Raw genomic sequence first — 17,014 nt, forward strand, 5'->3', positions numbered from 1 at the left:
AGATGACTGGTCGTCTCAGATCCAGGAATGGCGAGCCGGCAAAGTGCCGTTCAGGCGATAGGCGCCGACCGCGTGATATTTCCAGCGCACCGGGTCGTGCAGGGTGTGCACGCGGGCGTTGCGCCAGTGGCGGTCGAGATTGAATTCGGCGAGGGTCGCGCGGCTGCCGGCCAGTTCGAAGAGCTTTTCGCTGGCCAGCAGCGAGATCTCGGTAGTCAGTACTTTTGCTTCAGCCACGGCGATCGAAGCGCGAGCAGCGGACTCAGCTGTGAGTGGCGCCGCGTGAACCTGATCAAGCACTTGCCCGGCCTTGCGCAGCAGCGCTTCGGCGGCGTGCAGTTCAATTTTCAGTTTGCCGATATCGGCAATCACGTAGAGGTCATCGCTGGCGCGCTCGACCTTGGCGTCGATCCATGGCCGTGCGCGGGTTTTGACGAAGTCGATGGCGTCGTCGATGGCACCACGGGCGATGCCAGCGTCGATGGCCGCTTGAATCAGCTGCGACACTGCGCCCTGGGTGTTCGGCTTGTCGTTGATCTTCCAGTTGTCGATGACCAGGCTCGACTCGACGCGCACGTTGTTCAGCAGGATCGTGCCGCTGGCGGTGGTGCGCTGGCCGAAGCCCGACCAGTCATCGACGATGCGCAAACCCGGCGTGCCGCGCCGGACGAAGGCCAGCACCTGTTTACCGTCATCGTTCAGCGCTTTCACCGCGACCCAGTGCGCAAACAGCGCGCCGGTTGAATAGAACTTCTGGCCGTTGATCACGTAATCGTCGCCGTCGGCGCTGATTCGCGCCTTCAGTTCCAGGGTGTTTCTGGTGCCACGTTCCGGGCCGGCATTGCCGATGCGCCAGCCTTCCAGAACGCTCTGGAAAAGCTGTTTTTTCTGCGCTTGGGTGGCGCTGCCGAGCACCAGATTGATGATGCCAAACTGGTTCTGCGGGATCTGCCCGAGGGCCGGGTCGGCGGCGGAAATGATCGCGAATACTTCAGCCAGCGTAACGAACGAAACCTGTGGGCCACCGTATTCGCGCGGGATAGCAATGCTGCCCAGACCGCTGCGGGTGAACTGCTCAATTTCTGACCAAGGCAGCTTGCGCTGACGGTCGCGTTTGGCCGCCTGCACGCGGGCGATCTGCGCCAGGTCTTGGGCTGCCTTGATCGCTTGAGCATCGTTGCGCAGTACTTGCGCGGGCAACAACAGCGGGGCGATGTCCAGATCGGACTGCACGTTGGCATCTGCAAGACTGGACATCAGTGCCGCTCCCTGGCTGCACGCAATGCCCTGGCGATCTGCACTGGGGTGATTGTGTTCCGGACCATACCTACCTCACATCTCATGAAAAACGCCGCGAAGTGCGACGATTGAAAGAATGTCCGGTGGTCCGGTGTATATACCCTAAGCGTGTATAAATATTAAATAAACTAACTTTTAGGAATATGCATAGAAGGAGGGATGTTCGGCTTGGTTAACGAGTTTCAGGTGAGAGGTGACTGACCTCCCACCTTAGGCAGGTCTCACTTGGTACGCGATTCGGCAGCCTTGAATTCGGGTTTCAACGGGACTTTTACGTACGGATTCACGCAACCAATTTTCAACGTACGCGGCGGCGCCCAGCGCGAGTTATTACCGACCCGGTCGAGAATGCAGTACGTCACGTCCAAGCGCAGGTCTTCACCGGCTTCGACAATGACCGCTGGTGGCACCCAGACCTGAATCGGCAGCCCGACGTCGGCCGCCGTGACAGGCGCCAGGTCCATGCGCACATCGCCCCAGCGCAGGGTGATGGCGTCGTCTTCGGCCATGTTCACGTAGGGCTCGATGGTCAGCGGCACGCCGCGTTTGATCTGGCTGGGGTTCACGCCCTGACGGCGAATCGCTTCGGGGATGATCACCGGTGCCAGTTGCTGATTTTCGTCTTCGCACTGCCCGGTGGGCTGGCCACCGGGGCAATCGAGTTTGACCTGCACCCGGGTCGCTGCCGACAGTGCCGGGCCATGGCCGACCTGCATCACGCGGTAGTGAATGCGCGCGATGCCGTTGCTGATGAAACTCTCCGGCACCCGTAGGCTGACTGACTCACCCACATCGGCCGCGCTGAGGACTTTTGACGCGACATAGCATTTGTTCCAGAACAGTTCGATCAGATCGCCAACGTCCATGTCGCCGTAGGGCGGTACATCGATCAGCAGGTGGGCCGCTGTCGCTTGGTTGATGCCGGTTATTTGTGCGCATGCCAGCGTTGGCGCTGCAAGTTCGGGGGTGTGCGAAGTGCGGGTCATCGGTTTCTCTCCTTGAAGTCTTGCAGCGAAATCCGTTTCTGGAAAGCAAAAAAAGGCGCGAATCAACTGGCAATAAAAGCGACAAGTATTAGCTCGGCTTTAATGCAAGGTTTTGAACTAAGTGGCGCCGGTTGCCGACTAGATAAAAGTCTGCGGAGAGGGGTGTCAATAGAGGGGTTTAGTTAATCCTTAAATTACAAACTAATCAGAAAGCTCCTACGTCATCGAGGCAATACGCCTAGGTGTAGTGGCGAAACCAGCTACAAATAATCGGCAATTGCTCGACTTATCCAGCGTGTTTATTCAAGGGCAAACGTGTAGGAGTATGACGATCCAAGTAAGCACTCAACCGTTGCGCAATGTACATTTGTATGCGCTCGCAATGATTAATTGAAGTTTCAAGTGAGGGGCGGGGAGGTGTAACTTCCATCCGTGGAAGTTTTGGTTGTTGCAGAAGAAGTTCTCAGGCGTGATTCAGAAACTTGCTGAGAAACTGTTGAGTGCGTTCTTCTTTAGGATTGGCAAACAGTGCCTTGGCTTCACCTTGCTCGACAATTACGCCTTTGTCGAAAAACACTACGCGATTGGCCACGTCACGGGCAAAGCCCATTTCATGGGTGACAATCACCATGGTGCGATTTTCTTCCGCAAGTCCTCGAATGGTTGCCAGCACCTCGCCAACCAGTTCCGGATCGAGCGCTGAGGTCGGTTCGTCAAACAGAATGACTTCCGGCTCCATCGCCAGCGCCCGGGCAATCGCCACGCGCTGTTGCTGGCCACCGGAGAGACGGCGCGGATACGCGTCCTCTTTGCCGGCAAGCCCCACTTTGGTCAGCAGCTTTTTACCCAGGGCAACTGCCTGGTCGCGCGGCATCTTCTTGACCACGATCGGGCCCTCGATGACGTTTTCCAAAGCTGTGCGGTGTGGGAACAGGTTGAAATTCTGGAACACGAAGCCGACGTGCTGGCGCAGGTTGCGTACCAGGCTTTGCTGCTGGTTCAGCGGACGGCTGGTATCGATCTCGATGTCGCCGACCTTGATCCGGCCGCTGGTGGGTTCTTCGAGGAAATTCAGGCAACGCAGGAACGTCGTTTTCCCCGAGCCACTGGGGCCGATGATCGCGACGACTTCGCCTTCCTTCACCTCAAGGTCGATGCCGTTGAGCACGACCTGACCCTTGAATTGCTTGGTCAGTTTTTCCACGACAATCATCGCGTCAGGACTCCTGGTCGTGCCGATTGACCCGCTCTTCCAACTTGTTCTGCAAGTGCGAAAGCACCGTGGCCAGAATCCAGTAGATCAGTGCGGCGGCAAGATACATGGTGAAGACTTCGAAAGTCCGGGCGGTAATCAGTTGCGCCTGGCGGAACAGTTCCGGCACCTGAATGGTCGCGGCCAGCGCCGTGTCCTTGACCAGTGAAATGAAGCTGTTGCCCAGCGGCGGCAAAGCCGTGCGCATCGCTTGCGGCAGGATGGCCCGGCGCAGGGTCTGCGCGCGGGTCATGCCGATACTGGCAGCAGCTTCCCACTGGCCGCGTTCGATCGAACCGATCGCGGCACGCAGGATTTCACAGGCGTAGGCGGCCATGTTCAGCGAGAAACCGATCAGCGCTGCCGGCAGCGGATCAAGCTCCAGGCCCAGTTGCGGCAAGCCGTAATAGATCACGAACAGCTGCACCAGCAACGGCGTGCCGCGAAAGAACGACACGTAGATGCGGGCCAGCCAACTGACTGATTTGAAGCGCGACAGGCGCATCAGCGCGAGGCCGAAACCCAGCAGCAGACCGAAGAACATTCCGCCGAGGCTGAGGACTACCGTGTAATACGCGCCCTTCAACAGGAAGGGCGCGGAATCCAGCGCGAGTTGGAAAGCCTCTTCCATTATTTAGTGACGTCTGCGTTGAAGTACTTCTTCGACAGTTTCTCGAGAGTGCCGTCAGCACGCAGTTCGTCGAGCGCCTTGTTCACCGCAGCCAGCAGTTCCGGCTCGCCTTTGCGCAGGGCGATACCGCTTTCCTGACGCGAGAAGGCCTCACCGGCAGCCACGGTTTTCGGGGCTTTCTTGGCGTATTCGAGGGCAGCCAGACGGTCGATCAGGATGGCATCGGTACGACTGTTGTTGAGGTCGGCGAATTTGGTCGGATCATCATCGTAGGTGCGCACGTCAGCACCCGGCACGTTGGCGCGGACCCACTGCTCGTAGTTGGTGCCCAGGCCGACACCGACTTTCTTGCCGGAGAGGTCAGCGGCAGTCTTGATGTTCAGGGCCGACTCTTTGCTTTTCAGCACGAGGGCCTGGATGCCGGACACGGTGTAGGGTTCGGAGAAGTCATACTTCTTCTTGCGCTCGTCGGAGATGGTCACTTGGTTGACCACCAGATCCAGACGCTTGGATTCCAGCGCAGCGAGGATACCGTCCCATTTGGTCGGCTGGATCTTGGCCTTGACGCCGAGCTTTTGCGCCAGCGCTTCGGACAGCTCGACTTCGAAACCCGACAGCTTGCCGTTCTCGTCGACGAAGCTGAACGGTGGGTAGGTGCCTTCCAGGCCGACGTTGAGAACGCCCTTGTCCTTGATCTGTTGCAACTGCTCACCGGCCACTGCCTGACCGATCAGGCCAGCGCTGAGCGCCAGACCCAGCGAACCGACCAGCAGAGTGCGACGTAGTGCGGAAAAATTCATGACAAGCCCCTGTGTTTTCTTATGGAAGACGCTTAAGGAATGTAGGCAAGTTGGTGATTTGAACGACAGCGCTATCCTGCCTTAAAGCAGCTTAAGCGTCTCGCCCGAAATTCGCCTGCGGCGAGACTATAAGATGTCTGTTTTAGACTTGAAAATACCTAATATGGAATCTTTTATTCATTTAAGGAATATCAGTGACTTCTTAAACGATCGCAGCCTTCGGCAGCTCCTACAGGTGATCTCATGTTGGAGCTGCCGAAGGCTGCGATCTCTTGATCTGCTCTTAGAAAGAATCCTTATACGCAAACAACGCCGGCGCGCCACCGGTGTGCAGGAAGATGATCGGGCCGTCATCGAAGCGCTGCCGGCCGATCCCGTCGAGCAGACCGGCCATCGCCTTACCGGTGTAGACCGGGTCAAGCAACAGACCTTCCTGAGCCGCCAACAGTTTCACCGCCGCCAGCGTTCCGGCGTTCGGTTCGCCGTAACGCGGGCCGAAATATTCGTCCCACAGCTCGACCTTGAAGCTGGCCGGCAACTCGACGCCCAGCAGCTCAGCGGTGCGTTCGGCCAAACCCTGAACCTTCGGGCGCTGATCTTCTTCACTGCGCGAAACGGTCACGCCGATCACCGGCAGTTGCGGCAGCGCCTCATTCAGCGCCAGCCCCAGACCGCTGTGAGTTCCGGCACTGCCGGAGGCCAGCACCACCGCGGCGAAATCGAGGCCGCTGTCCTTGATCTGCTCAGCCAGCTCCAGCCCGGCACGCACATAACCCAAGGCGCCGAGCGCGTTGGAGCCGCCAATCGGCACCAGATACGGCTTCTTGCCGTTGCTGCGCAGGCGCACGGCCAGGGCGGCCAGTTGTTCGTCGGCATTGTCGAGGTTGTCGACCAGCTCGACCCTGGTATCGAACAGATCCAGCAGCAAGCGGTTGCCGTTGCCGGTGTAATTGCTGTCGTCAGTGCCCAGCGGGTTTTCCAGCAGCGCCACACAGCCCAGACCAAGTCTGGCAGCGAGGGCAGCGGTCTGGCGCACGTGGTTCGACTGCAGCGCGCCTGCGGTGATCAGCGTGTCGGCGCCTTGTGCCAGCGCGTCGGCGGCGAGGTATTCGAGTTTGCGCAGCTTGTTGCCACCCATCGCCAGCGGCGTCAGGTCATCGCGCTTGATGTACACCTCGCGACCGAGCCAGGTGGACAGGCGTTCGAGTTTTTCCAGCGGCGTGGGGTGGCTCAGCAGTTCGAGACGAGGGAAGCGTTGCAGCTGTTGTTTGATCATGGGTCTGTACTGGCGCAGAAGAATGAAAGGACTATAGGCACGCGTTTTTGCCCGGGCAACCGTCAATCGCTTATAGCCAAATGGACTGAGGCCAGCACTATCGGTTCTTAATTCGTCGGCAAAGGCATGCCGTAAAGTAGGCGGCGATGACGCGGCCAGACAGTCCGGCCGCCCGTAAGGAGTCTTTTACCGTGAGCGAGCGTTCCAGCCATTGGCAATTGCAGACCATCGTCGGCCAGCTGCGCAGCGCGCGGGATCAGTGGCGCGCACAGAATGGTCGCGCTTCAGGGGAGCAGGGCGGCCGCGAGTTGCCGTCGCGAGCGGCGATGGCGGAAATTCTTGAGGCGCTGTGTGGTGCGCTGTTCCCGATGCGCCTGGGGCCGGTCGATCTGCGTGAAGAAAGTGAAGACTTCTACGTCGGCCACACACTAGATGTAGCATTGAATGCATTGCTGGCGCAGACGCGCCTGGAGCTGCGTTACGTTGCTCGCCACAGCGCGCAGGATGACAGTGAAGTCGAGGCCCGGGCCATTCAGATCGTGCAGGACTTCGCTCTCGCGTTACCGGGTCTGCGCACGCTGCTCGACACCGATGTGCTGGCGGCTTATCACGGCGACCCGGCGGCACGCAGTGTCGATGAAGTGCTGCTGTGCTATCCGGGCATTCTCGCGGTGATCCACCATCGTCTCGCGCACCATCTGTATCGTGCCGGCCTGCCGCTGCTGGCGCGGATCAGCGCGGAGATCGCGCATTCGGCGACGGGCATCGATATCCACCCGGGCGCGCAGATCGGCGGCAGTTTCTTTATCGATCACGGCACCGGTGTGGTGATTGGCGAGACTGCGATCATCGGCGAGCGGGTGCGGATTTATCAGGCGGTCACTTTGGGCGCCAAGCGTTTTCCGGCGGATGAGGACGGCCAGTTGCAGAAGGGCCACCCGCGCCACCCGATCGTTGAGGATGACGTAGTGATTTACGCCGGGGCGACGATTCTCGGACGGATCACCATAGGCAAGGGCTCGACCATTGGCGGCAACGTCTGGCTGACGCGTAGCGTGCCGGCGGGGGCGAATCTGACTCAGGCGAATCTGCAGCATGATGACGGGACGCAGAAGTAAGTCTTGAATCTGCGTTGTTGTATCGGGCCTCTTCGCGAGCAGGCTCGCTCCCACATTGGAATGCGTTTCATATATGGGAGCGAGCCTGCTCGCGAAAGATCTCCAGGCCGGATCAAGGTAGTGGCCTTCAGCCAATTCATCAGTGAACGAATCCCTCCAAACACACGTCATACCTCTCCTCGGGCGCTGTAGGAAACCTACCGCCCAGCCCTGCGATTAGTCCTTACCACCCCATTCATGTTTAACTTGAACGTTCATTCAAGTTAAACCGGTGGTTCGCTGCCCGCTCACAACAGGAGGCTTGCCTTTGCTGAGTCCGATCATTTCAGCCACGTTTCAACCCCTTGAGGTGCACGTTTCATGAGTGCATCGTCTACCCCCGCCAGCGGTCTGGTGCGCATGAATCCGCCGGTGTTCTACTTCGCCGCGACGGTCATTCTGCTGTTTGGTCTTGTCGTCATTGCCATCCCCGAGCAGGCCGGCGCCTGGTTGCTGGAAGCACAAAACTGGGCGGCCAATACGGTCGGCTGGTACTACATGCTCGCGATGACCCTGTATCTGGTCTTCGTGGTGGTCACCGCGTTATCCGGCTACGGCAAGATAAAACTCGGTGCCGACCACGACGAGCCCGAATTCAGTTACCTGTCCTGGGCCGGCATGCTGTTCGCCGCCGGGATCAGCATCACGCTGTTCTTCTTCTGCGTTTCCGAACCGCTGACGCACATGTTGCAGCCGCCGCAAGGCGAGGCCGGCACAGCTGACGCCGCGCGCCAGGCGATGCAGATTCTGTTTCTGCACTGGGGCCTGCATGGCTGGGGCGTGTTTGCCTTTGTCGGCATGGCACTGGCCTATTTCGCTTATCGGCACAATCTGCCGCTGGCCCTGCGTTCGGCGCTGTATCCGCTGATCGGCAAACGCATCAACGGCCCGATCGGCTATGCGGTGGACGGCTTCGGCATCATCGCCACGGTGTTCGGTCTTGGTGCCGACATGGGCTTCGGCGTGTTGCACCTCAACTCGGGCCTGGATTATCTGTTCGGCATCGCCCACACCCAGTGGATTCAGGTCGGCCTGATCACGCTGATGATGGGCGCGGCGATCATCGTTGCCGTCTCTGGCGTCGACAAAGGCGTGCGGGTGATGTCCGACATCAACATGCTGCTCGCCTGTGCGCTGCTGCTGTTCGTGTTGTTTGCCGGGCCGACACAGCACCTGCTCAACACCCTGATCCAGAACGTCGGCGATTACCTCGGCGCCCTGCCGATGAAAAGTTTCGACCTCTACGCCTATGACAAACCAAGCGACTGGCTGGGCGGCTGGACCGTGTTCTACTGGGCCTGGTGGATCGCATGGTCGCCGTTCGTGGGCCTGTTCATTGCGCGGATTTCCCGTGGTCGCACCATCCGTGAATTCGTCTTCGGCGTGCTGTTGATTCCGCTCGGTTTCACCCTGGCGTGGATGTCGATTTTCGGCAACAGCGCCCTGGATCAGGTACTCAATCACGGCATGAGTGCGTTGGGCATGTCGGCCATCGACAATCCGTCGATGAGTATCTACCTGCTGCTGGAAACCTACCCGTGGAGCAAGACCGTTATTGCCGTGACGGTGTTCATCAGCTTCGTGTTCTTCGTGACGTCTGCGGATTCGGGCACCGTGGTGCTCTCGACCCTGTCGGCCAAGGGCGGCAACCCGGATGAAGACGGGCCGAAATGGCTGCGGGTGTTCTGGGGCGCAATGACCGCGCTGATCACCAGCGCGCTGCTGTTCTCCGGCAGCATCGACGCGCTGAAGTCAGCGGTGGTGCTGACCTCGTTACCGTTCTCGTTGATTCTGCTGCTGATGATGTGGGGCCTGCACAAGGCGTTCTACCTGGAATCGCAGAAGCAGATCGCCCAGCTGCATTCGCTGGCGCCGGTGTCCGGTTCAAGGCGTGGCACCGGTGGCTGGCGTCAGCGCCTGAGTCAGGCGGTGCACTTCCCGTCCCGCGACGAGGTGTACCGCTTCATGGAAAGCACGGTGCGCCCGGCGATCGAGGAAGTGACCGCCGTGTTCGTCGAAAAAGGTCTGCACGTGGTCACCCAGCCGGATCCGGCGCATGACAACGTCAGCCTGGAAATCGGCCATGGCGAGCAGCATCCGTTCATCTATCAGGTGCAGATGCGCGGCTACTTCACGCCATCGTTCGCGCGCGGCGGCATGGGTTCCAAGCAACTCAACAATCGTCGCTACTACCGCGCCGAAGTGCACTTGAGCGAGGGCAGTCAGGACTACGATCTGGTCGGCTACACCAAAGAGCAGATCATCAACGACATCCTCGACCAGTACGAACGGCACATGCAGTTCCTGCATCTGGTGCGTTGATCCAACGGCTGAGCGCCGAGAGGTTTTTACGCCTCGGCGCTCAGCACCATGAACAGCACCACCGCCGCCACCGGGGCAAGCCCGCTCCCACAGGGTTTTGCGCCGTTCACAGATTTTGTATCCAACACTGAAACCTGTGGGAGCGGGCTTGCCCGCGAAGGGGCCACCTCGGTATGACCTAGAGCATAGCCAATCCAGCCCCCGCCATATTCATCAGATGCTTTCGCGCTCGATCACTTGGCATCGCAGCAGATTCAGCCGCTGCACTTCGTCGCTCGGCAACACGCCAAGGCTTTCCAGCACGCGTGTCGCGGCGAGTACACCGATCTCCAGTGCCGGTGGTTTGATCGTGCTCAGACTGGGCAATAACATCTCGGCAAACGGGTAATCGCCGAAGCCGAGCACGGCGCAGTCTGCGGGGATTTTGATACCCGCGCGCTGTCCGGCGAGGAGACCTCCGGCGGCGAGGTTGTCGTTGGCGAAGATGATCGCGTCGGGGCGTGGTGAGGCGTTCATCAGGGCGTCCATCGCTTGCTTGCCGGCCTCGAACGGTGCGCGGTCGGCGTCTGGGGCGAAGATCCATGGCTCACGTCCTGCTTCACGCACAGTGGCGGCATAACCATCGCGGCGCTCCAGTGCACTGAAGTCGCCCGGCGCACTGTTCTGTACGAAAGCAATGCGTTGGTAGCCTTTCTTGAGCAAATGCCTTGCTGCCGTCACGCCCACTTCGAAGTGCGAAAAGCCAATCTGCATGGGCTCGCGCTCCGGCTGGTAATCCCAGGTTTCGATGACCGGAATATCGGCCTCGGCGAGCATCTTCTCGGTGCCTTCGCTATGGAAGTGGCTGGTCAGCACCAGCGCTGCCGGCGACCAGCCGAGAAAGGCGCGCACGGCATTTTCTTCCTGCTCGATATCGAAATAACTCGACGCCAGCAACAGTTGATAACCGTGACGACTGAGGGTGTCGCTGAAGCCCTGGATCGTGTTGGCGAAGATCGGCCCGGAGATGTTCGGAATGACCATGCCGACGATTTTCCCCCGCGCCGAGGCCAGACCACCCGCGACCAGATTAGGCACATAACCGAGCTCGGCGACCACCGCCGCAATGCGCTCGCGCCGCTCAGGCGAAACCTGCTCGGGCTGATTGAAATACCGCGACACGGTAATCGCCGACACCCCGGCTGCGCGCGCCACGGCGTTCAGCGTCACACGTCCGGCGCCCCGGCGTTTACGCGGCTTTTCAACGTTCAAGACTCGATCCTTTCTAAAAACCAAATCGCATATAAAAGTAATTTTTCAGTATTGGACGCTCTATAGCCAGATCGCCAATATTCGCGATGTTAGCGCTAACAATGCGCGTTGTCTGCTACTCGCTCGAGCGAATGCCCACGACAGATTCAGGCGCTGTCGTCACAGAACGGCAGCGGTTCAGGGCCATTTTCGAGCGAACATCTATGCGTAATTTTCCTGGGGCATTACACACACTGACGCAGTCGATTCGCGCGGCGGGCTGGATTTTTACCGGGCTGGCGGCGCTGCCGCTGCCCACGGCGTTTGCCGCTGACAGCAGCGATCAGGAACCGACGCTGAAATCCGTCACGGTGACCGCGACTCGCCGCGAAGAGTCACTGCAAAAAGTACCGGTGGCGGTTTCCGTGCTCGACGGCGAACAGCTCGAACGCGACAACCGCAACGGCGTGGCGAGCATCGTTCAGCAAGTGCCATCGCTGAATTTCCGTACCGGCGCCTCGAACAAGGACACCTCGTTATTCGTGCGCGGGGTCGGCACCATTTCCACCTCGCCCGGCGTCGAGCCGACCGTGGCCACGGTCATCGACGGCGTGGTGTATGCGCGTCCCGGCCAGGCCACGCTGGATCTGCTCGATCTGGAGCGCGTCGAAGTGCTGCGCGGCCCGCAAGGCACGCTGTTCGGCAAGAACGCCTCGGCCGGTGTACTCAACATCACCAGCAAAGCACCGACCGTCGAGACCCACGGCTACATCGATCAGTCGTACTACAGCGGCAACGAAAGCCGCAGCCGTTTCGGCCTTGGCGGCAGTCTGATTCCGGACACGCTGAAGGGCTCGATCAGCACCTTGTTCGGCACGTACGATGGTAACGTCGACAACCAGCACAACGGCCACGAGGTCAACGGTTACAACCATCGCGGCGTGCGCGGCAAACTCGAATTCACTCCGAATGACGACATCACCTTCACCCTGATCGCGGACTACATGCAGTCCCACGACGACGCGCCCAATGGCGTCGTCAGCCAAGCGTTGACGCCGGCCTTCGGCAACGCGCTGAGTCCGGTGAATGCGACCAGCCACAATCGCGACATCAACACCGATACCCGCTCTCACATCGAGGACATCAACAAAGGCCTGTCCGGCCAGCTCGACTGGCAACTGGGTGATTTCACGCTGACGTCGATCACCGCGTGGCGCGGCTGGGACAACACCCAGTATCAGGATGGTGATCGCCTCGGCACCGTGACGGCGGCGTTCCCCGGCACCGCCGACAAGGGCAATCTGGCCTTCGACCAGTATTCGCAAGAGCTGCGGCTGGCCTCACCGAAGGGCGAGTTTCTCGAGTACGTCGGCGGCCTGTTCTACATGCACGGCAAGGACGACGAGACCTATCAGCGCACCCTCACGACCACCACACGCACCGACCGTGGCGTTGCCGATTACAGCACCACCAGCGACAGCTACGCGGTGTTTGGTGAGAGCACGCTGAACTTCACTTCGCACTTTCGCGGCATCGCCGGCCTGCGCTACACCCACGACGATCTGGAATACGATCACCGTCGCGTTTCAACATCAGCAACCACCGTCAGCGGCATTCAACCGGCGACCAGCAGCTCAGGTTCGGTGGACGAAGATGGCTGGTCCGGTCGCCTCGGTTTGCAGTACGACCTGAGCGATACCGTCACCACGTACCTGACCTATTCGCGCGGTTACAAAGGCCCGGCGTACAACGTGTTTTTCAACATGCAGCCGCGCGACACCGAAGCGCTGAAACCGGAGACCTCCAACACCTGGGAAGCGGGGATCAAAGCCACCTCCTGGAACAACCGCCTGACCACCAACCTGGCGATCTTCCACAGCGAGTACGACAACTATCAGGCGAACTTTTTCGACACCGTCGCCGGGCAAGTGGTGACGCGTTTGATCAACGCCGGCAGCGTCACCAGCGAAGGCATCGAACTCGATTATGCCCTGCAAGCTACCCAGCAACTGAAGTTCTCCGGCGCACTGGCCTACACCCGCGCACGCATCGACGAATTCGCCTGCCCGGCCGGCGCGGCGGCGTCGTGCAACGTCAACGGCAAACCATTGCCGTTCAGCCCGGACTGGAAAAGCTACGTGCGCGCCGACTACACAATTGCGCTGGACAACGGTCTCGATATCGAACTGGGCACCGACTACAGCTGGCAGAGCGAAGTGCAGTACGACATCAGCCAGAACCCCGATACCAAAGAGGGCGCTTACGGGCTGTGGAACGCCAGCGTCGCCCTGGCCGATTACAGCAATGGCTGGCGCGTCGCGCTGCTCGGCAAGAATCTCGCCGACAAGTCCTATTCGCCGTTGCTGGCCAGTGGCGGTAGCTACGTCTATCGCGCCGTGCCTCGCGATGACGAGCGCTACTTCGGCGTGCAATTGCGCAAGGATTTCTGAGATGAGCAGACAGATGAAACTCGGTGCATTTCTCATGGCCACCGGGCATCACGTGGCGGCGTGGCGGCACCCCGATGTGCCTGCGGATGCGGGGCTGGATTTCGCCCACTACAAACGTCTGGCGCAGATCGCCGAAGCGGCAAAGTTCGATGCGCTGTTTGTCGCCGACAGCGTCGCCGCACCGACCGGAGATATCGCCAGCCGCATGGCGCGCTCCGATCACTTCGAGCCGCTGACCTTGCTCTCGGCACTGAGCGCGGTGACCGAGCACATCGGCCTGATCGCCACGGCCACCACCAGTTACAACGAGCCGTACCACGTGGCGCGCAAGTTCGCCTCGCTCGATCACTTATCGGGCGGACGGGCCGGGTGGAATCTGGTGACTTCGGACAACGCCGCCGAGGCGCTTAATTTCGGCCGCGACGCACACATCGGCCATGCCGAACGCTACAGCCGCGCCCGTGAATTTCATCAGGTGGTCACCGGGCTCTGGGACAGTTGGGAAGACGATGCCTTCCACCGTGACAAGGCCAGCGGCGCCTATTACCACCCGCACAAGCTGCATGTGCTCGATCATGTCGGTGAACATTTCCGGGTCAAAGGCCCGCTGAACGTCGCGCGCTCGCCGCAGGGGCAACCGGTGATCGTCCAGGCCGGTTCTTCCGAAGCCGGGCGCGAACTGGCGGCGCAAACGGCGGAAGTGGTGTTCACCGCGCAGACTTCGCTGGCCGCCGCACAGGCGTTTTACGCTGATATCAAGGGACGCTTGGCCAAGTTCGGGCGCAGCACCGATTCGCTGAAAATCATGCCCGGTGTGTTCGTGGTGGTCGCTGCTACCGAGGCTGAAGCGCAGGAAAAGTGTGAAACGTTTCAGCAATTGGTCGAACCCGAGGTGGGCGTCGCGCTGCTTGGGCGTATGCTGGGCAACTTCGATTTATCGAAGTACCCGCTGGACGGGCCGCTGCCAGAGTTGCCGCTGACTGACAGCGGCCAGCAGAGCCGGCAGAAACTGCTGACCGAGCTGGCCGGGCGGGAGAACCTGACCCTCGCCGAGCTTGGTCGCAGGATCGCTGGCGGGCGGGGGCATCACAGCCTGGTCGGCACGCCGGCACAGATTGCCGATTGCCTGCAGGAGTGGTTCGAACAAGGCGCGGCGGACGGCTTCAATGTGCTGGTGCCGCACCTGCCGGGCGGGCTGGAAGATTTCGCCAATGGCGTGGTGCCGGAACTGCAACGGCGTGGCTTGTTCAGAACCGAGTATGAAGGGCGCACGTTGCGGCAGAACCTGGGGCTGGCTCGACCCGGCAATAGATTTGCGTAACAGCTTTCGCGAGCAGGCTCGCTCCCACAGGAAAATGCATTCCAGGTGTGGGAGCGAGCCTGCTCGCGAAGCAGTCGACACCCATTTCAAGACAGACAAGAGAGGATTCGATGACTTACACCGCTGCCGAAAACCGCTACGACTCCATTCCTTACCGCCGCGTCGGCCGCAGCGGTCTGGTGCTGCCGGCATTGTCGCTGGGCCTGTGGCACAACTTTGGCGACAGCACGCCGATCGACACCCAGCGCGCCTTGCTGCGCACCGCGTTCGATCTGGGCATCAACCATTTCGATCTGGCCAACAACTACGGCCCGCCATACGGCAGCGCCGAGATCAATTTCGGTCGCCTGCTGCGCGAAGACTTCAAGCAGTATCGCGACGAACTGATCATTTCCAGCAAGGCTGGCTGGGACATGTGGCCCGGCCCGTACGGTCAGGGCGGCGGCTCGCGCAAATACGTGCTGGCCAGCCTCGACCAGAGCCTGCAACGTCTTGGTCTCGACTACGTGGACATCTTTTATTCGCACCGCTTCGACCCGGACACTCCGCTGGAGGAAACCGCCAGCGCCCTCGCCACCGCCGTGCAGCAGGGCAAGGCGCTGTACATCGGTATCTCGTCTTACTCAGGCGTGAAAACCCGCGAGATGGCCGCGCTGCTGAAAGAGTGGAAAGTGCCGCTGCTGATTCATCAACCAGCGTACAACCTGCTCAACCGCTGGGTGGAAAAGGATCTGCTCGATACCACTGACGAACTCGGCACTGGCGTCATCGCCTTCACGCCGCTGGCGCAGGGTTTGCTCACCGACAAATATCTCAACGGCGTACCGGCCGATGCGCGAGTCAATCGCCCGGGCGGCGGTTCGTTGCAGGCGTCGCATTTGTCCGAAGAAAACATTGCTCACGTGCGAGCGTTGAACGAGATCGCCCAGCGTCGCGGCCAGAGTCTGGCGCAACTGGCACTGGCGTGGACACTGCGTGATCCACGGGTGACCTCGGCACTGATCGGCGCGAGCCGGCCGGAGCAGATCATCGAGAACGTCGGAGCGTTGAAGAATCTGGATTTCAGTGTTGAAGAGCTGGCGGAGATTGACCGGTTTGCCCAAGAGGGCGGGATCAATCTGTGGGAGAAGCCTTCGACGGCGGAGTGATCAAGATTGGGTTGGGTCAGCAAGATCCAACCCCCTCACCCCAGCCCTCTCCCCCAAGGGGGCGAGGGGGAAAGGGAGCCGATCTTTATGCTTTTTAAAACTTGAGTTCAATCCGATATTTCAGGTCGATGTAGTTCGCGCAATCAGCTCGGTCAGTCCCCTCTCCCTCTGGGAGAGGGCTAGGGTGAGGGGCTTTTGATCTTGATCAGGCTCAACGAAAAAACGGCACATCCCCCAACACCGTCGCCCGCTGCATCACCCGCCGCGCCGGTCGGTAATCGTCCACCGCGTAATGCTGGGTCACGCGGTTATCCCAGAAGGCGATGTCGTCTTTCTGCCAGCGCCAGCGAATGGTGAATTCCGGCCGGGTCGCGTGGGCAAAGAGAAATTTGAGGATCGCCTCGCTCTCGGTTTCCGACAGCTCATTGATCTTCGAGGTAAATCCTTCATTGACGAACAGCGATCGCCTTCCACTGGCCGGATGCGTGCGAATCACCGGGTGCGACAGCGGTGGATTCTTGCGCCGTGCTTCTTCCCACTGCGCCAGCGCCTCAGGCGTATTGCCGTAGCGCTCGAGCGGAAACGATCGGGTGAAATCGTGGGTCGCTGTCAGCCCTTCGAGCAGGGTTTTCATCGGCGCCGACAACGCTTCATATGCCGCGATGCCGCTGGCCCACAAGGTGTCGCCACCAAACTCCGGCAGCAACTTGGCGCTGAGCACCGCGCCCATCGCCGGCGTCGGCAGAAAGGTTACGTCGGTGTGCCAGATCGCGTTGTCGCGTACGTCGGTGACGGCGGTATCGAGGATCAGCACTTCCGGTTGTTCCGGCACGTTCGGGTAGATCGGGTGAATGTGCAGGTCGCCGAAATAATGCGCGAAGCGTGCCTGTTGCGCCGGCTCGATCGGCTGGTTGCGGAAGAACAGCACTTGGTATTTAAGCAGCGACTGCTCGATCGCGTCGCGGTGTTCCAGGCTCAGCGGCTGGCTGATGTCGACGCCGCTGATCTGCGCGCCGAGGGCCGAGCTTAACGGGGTGATGTCGAGGGTGCTCATGGTCGTTCTCGTCGAATTCGGAGTGTCATGCTTTTGTGGGAGCGAGCCTGCTCGCGAATGCAGAGTGTCAGGCGACAGTGCAGTGACT

General features: G+C 60.2%; 13 protein-coding genes. 5 read left to right on the forward strand and 8 right to left on the reverse strand.

Features of this window, described 5'->3' with window-relative positions; translation table 11 throughout:
- Positions 1-15: 15 nt before the first annotated feature.
- The 6 genes from PspCFBP13508_RS15645 to PspCFBP13508_RS15670 all read right to left on the reverse strand — a co-directional run bounded on the left by PspCFBP13508_RS15645 (position 16) and on the right by PspCFBP13508_RS15670 (position 6,244).
- Positions 16-1,257 (reverse strand): SfnB family sulfur acquisition oxidoreductase, encoded by a 1,242-nt coding sequence (locus tag PspCFBP13508_RS15645; protein WP_137215051.1) that lies wholly within the window; start codon positions 1,255-1,257, stop codon positions 16-18.
- A gap of 263 nt (positions 1,258-1,520) precedes the next feature.
- Entirely contained in the window at positions 1,521-2,285 is a 765-nt protein-coding gene (locus PspCFBP13508_RS15650) for a hypothetical protein (RefSeq protein ID WP_137215052.1), read from the reverse strand.
- A 463-nt stretch (positions 2,286-2,748) separates the two neighbouring features.
- A complete protein-coding gene (gene tcyN / locus PspCFBP13508_RS15655; RefSeq protein ID WP_041477470.1) occupies positions 2,749-3,498 on the reverse strand; it encodes an L-cystine ABC transporter ATP-binding protein TcyN in 750 nt (249 codons plus the stop codon).
- 4 nt (positions 3,499-3,502) lie between these two features.
- Positions 3,503-4,168 carry a cystine ABC transporter permease gene (gene tcyL, locus PspCFBP13508_RS15660; protein WP_093106265.1) on the reverse strand — a complete coding sequence of 222 codons (666 nt, stop codon included), beginning with the start codon at positions 4,166-4,168 and terminating at the stop codon, positions 3,503-3,505.
- Positions 4,168-4,968 carry a cystine ABC transporter substrate-binding protein gene (tcyJ, locus tag PspCFBP13508_RS15665; protein WP_137215053.1) on the reverse strand — a complete coding sequence of 267 codons (801 nt, stop codon included), beginning with the start codon at positions 4,966-4,968 and terminating at the stop codon, positions 4,168-4,170. The genes tcyL and tcyJ overlap by 1 nt, the downstream gene beginning before the upstream one ends.
- 283 nt (positions 4,969-5,251) lie before the next feature.
- Positions 5,252-6,244: a D-cysteine desulfhydrase gene (locus tag PspCFBP13508_RS15670; protein WP_137215054.1), complete on the reverse strand. Its 993-nt coding sequence runs from the start codon at positions 6,242-6,244 to the stop codon at positions 5,252-5,254.
- A gap of 191 nt (positions 6,245-6,435) precedes the next feature.
- Here PspCFBP13508_RS15670 and epsC point away from each other — a divergent pair, with 191 nt between their 5' ends.
- Positions 6,436-7,362, forward strand: coding sequence for a serine O-acetyltransferase EpsC (epsC, locus tag PspCFBP13508_RS15675; RefSeq protein ID WP_137215055.1), 927 nt, complete (start codon positions 6,436-6,438; stop codon positions 7,360-7,362).
- Positions 7,363-7,761: 399 nt separating this feature from the next.
- Positions 7,762-9,723, forward strand: coding sequence for a choline transporter BetT (betT, locus tag PspCFBP13508_RS15680; protein ID WP_161984082.1), 1,962 nt, complete (start codon positions 7,762-7,764; stop codon positions 9,721-9,723).
- A gap of 213 nt (positions 9,724-9,936) precedes the next feature.
- Here the strand turns inward: betT and PspCFBP13508_RS15685 are convergent, their stop codons facing one another.
- Complete coding sequence (locus tag PspCFBP13508_RS15685) at positions 9,937-10,974, reverse strand: LacI family DNA-binding transcriptional regulator (RefSeq protein ID WP_137215056.1); 1,038 nt, start codon at positions 10,972-10,974, stop codon at positions 9,937-9,939.
- A gap of 203 nt (positions 10,975-11,177) precedes the next feature.
- Here PspCFBP13508_RS15685 and PspCFBP13508_RS15690 point away from each other — a divergent pair, with 203 nt between their 5' ends.
- From PspCFBP13508_RS15690 to mgrA, 3 genes are all read left to right on the forward strand, one after another.
- Positions 11,178-13,403 (forward strand): TonB-dependent receptor, encoded by a 2,226-nt coding sequence (locus tag PspCFBP13508_RS15690; protein WP_137215057.1) that lies wholly within the window; start codon positions 11,178-11,180, stop codon positions 13,401-13,403.
- 1 nt (position 13,404) lies between these two features.
- The gene (locus PspCFBP13508_RS15695; RefSeq protein WP_137215058.1) at positions 13,405-14,724 is read left to right on the forward strand and encodes an LLM class flavin-dependent oxidoreductase; all 1,320 of its coding nucleotides are present in this window, start codon (positions 13,405-13,407) and stop codon (positions 14,722-14,724) included.
- A gap of 110 nt (positions 14,725-14,834) precedes the next feature.
- On the forward strand, positions 14,835-15,872 hold the full coding sequence (mgrA, locus tag PspCFBP13508_RS15700) for an L-glyceraldehyde 3-phosphate reductase (protein WP_130912073.1): 1,038 nt from the start codon (positions 14,835-14,837) through the stop codon (positions 15,870-15,872).
- Positions 15,873-16,083: 211 nt separating this feature from the next.
- Here mgrA and tauD read toward each other — a convergent pair whose 3' ends face one another.
- On the reverse strand, positions 16,084-16,926 hold the full coding sequence (tauD, locus tag PspCFBP13508_RS15705) for a taurine dioxygenase (protein ID WP_137215059.1): 843 nt from the start codon (positions 16,924-16,926) through the stop codon (positions 16,084-16,086).
- Positions 16,927-17,014: the final 88 nt, after the last annotated feature.

Origin of the sequence: Pseudomonas sp. CFBP13508 (assembly GCF_005233515.1) — a bacterium.
Classification (GTDB): domain Bacteria; phylum Pseudomonadota; class Gammaproteobacteria; order Pseudomonadales; family Pseudomonadaceae; genus Aquipseudomonas; species Aquipseudomonas mercuritolerans.

What these genes read in the sequence shown, in the direction of transcription:
- PspCFBP13508_RS15645 (WP_137215051.1), bottom strand. Translation starts at nt 1,257, where the DNA reads ATGTCCAGTCTTGCAGATGCCAACGTGCAGTCCGATCTGGACATCGCC.
- PspCFBP13508_RS15650 (WP_137215052.1), bottom strand. Translation starts at nt 2,285, where the DNA reads ATGACCCGCACTTCGCACACCCCCGAACTTGCAGCGCCAACGCTGGCA.
- tcyN (WP_041477470.1), bottom strand. Translation starts at nt 3,498, where the DNA reads ATGATTGTCGTGGAAAAACTGACCAAGCAATTCAAGGGTCAGGTCGTG.
- tcyL (WP_093106265.1), bottom strand. Translation starts at nt 4,168, where the DNA reads ATGGAAGAGGCTTTCCAACTCGCGCTGGATTCCGCGCCCTTCCTGTTG.
- tcyJ (WP_137215053.1), bottom strand. Translation starts at nt 4,968, where the DNA reads ATGAATTTTTCCGCACTACGTCGCACTCTGCTGGTCGGTTCGCTGGGT.
- PspCFBP13508_RS15670 (WP_137215054.1), bottom strand. Translation starts at nt 6,244, where the DNA reads ATGATCAAACAACAGCTGCAACGCTTCCCTCGTCTCGAACTGCTGAGC.
- betT (WP_161984082.1), top strand. Translation starts at nt 7,762, where the DNA reads ATGAATCCGCCGGTGTTCTACTTCGCCGCGACGGTCATTCTGCTGTTT.
- PspCFBP13508_RS15690 (WP_137215057.1), top strand. Translation starts at nt 11,178, where the DNA reads ATGCGTAATTTTCCTGGGGCATTACACACACTGACGCAGTCGATTCGC.
- PspCFBP13508_RS15695 (WP_137215058.1), top strand. Translation starts at nt 13,405, where the DNA reads ATGAGCAGACAGATGAAACTCGGTGCATTTCTCATGGCCACCGGGCAT.
- mgrA (WP_130912073.1), top strand. Translation starts at nt 14,835, where the DNA reads ATGACTTACACCGCTGCCGAAAACCGCTACGACTCCATTCCTTACCGC.
- tauD (WP_137215059.1), bottom strand. Translation starts at nt 16,926, where the DNA reads ATGAGCACCCTCGACATCACCCCGTTAAGCTCGGCCCTCGGCGCGCAG.